General features: G+C 60.0%; 1 protein-coding gene. It reads right to left on the reverse strand.

All coding sequences use genetic code 11. From position 1 onward, the window contains the following. On the reverse strand, positions 1 to 648 hold a 648-nt coding region (locus QSJ95_RS32490), incomplete at both ends, for a transposase (protein WP_285647879.1).

Raw genomic sequence — 648 nt, forward strand, 5'->3', positions numbered from 1 at the left:
GGGCGACGATGAGGTGATGTTGGGTATCTACGGCCGTCTGCACGTTGTAGCCGACCACGCCGGTGCCTCTGCCACTGGTGGCCATGGATCGCGCATCCGGATCGGTCAGGGAGATCTGCCCGTCCGGCGCTTCACGCAACTGCTGCTCCATGTCCTTGAGCGCCTGCATCTGCTGCTTGAGCTTTTCGAGCTTGTCTTGCAGGCGGACGGCCTTGGCTTCGGCAACATCAGATTGCGTCCGATCGGCGGTCTCCATCGCCGCCAGATAGCGCTCGATGCTCTTCTCGATCTGCTCCATGCGGGCGCGGAGCTTGCCCGGAGTGAAGTTGCGATCACGGTTATTGACGGCTTTGAACTTGCTGCCGTCGATGGCTACCAGTGACTGTGAGAACAGCTCCAGCTGGCGGCACAGCACGACAAACTGGCGACAGACATTGCGGATGGCCTTGCCATTGTTACGGCGAAAATCAGCGATGGTTTTGAAGTCTGGCGCCAGCCGTCCAGTCAGCCACATCAGTTCCAGGTTGCGCTGGCATTCGCGCTCCAGGCGGCGGCTGGATTGGATGCGATTGAGGTAACCGTAGATGTAGATCTTCAGCATCACGGCGGGATGATAAGACGGTCGCCCGGTTACAGCCGGTGCCACTC

It is taken from the genome of Pseudomonas sp. NBRC 100443 (genome assembly GCF_030268185.1).
Lineage (GTDB): Bacteria > Pseudomonadota > Gammaproteobacteria > Pseudomonadales > Pseudomonadaceae > Pseudomonas > Pseudomonas citronellolis.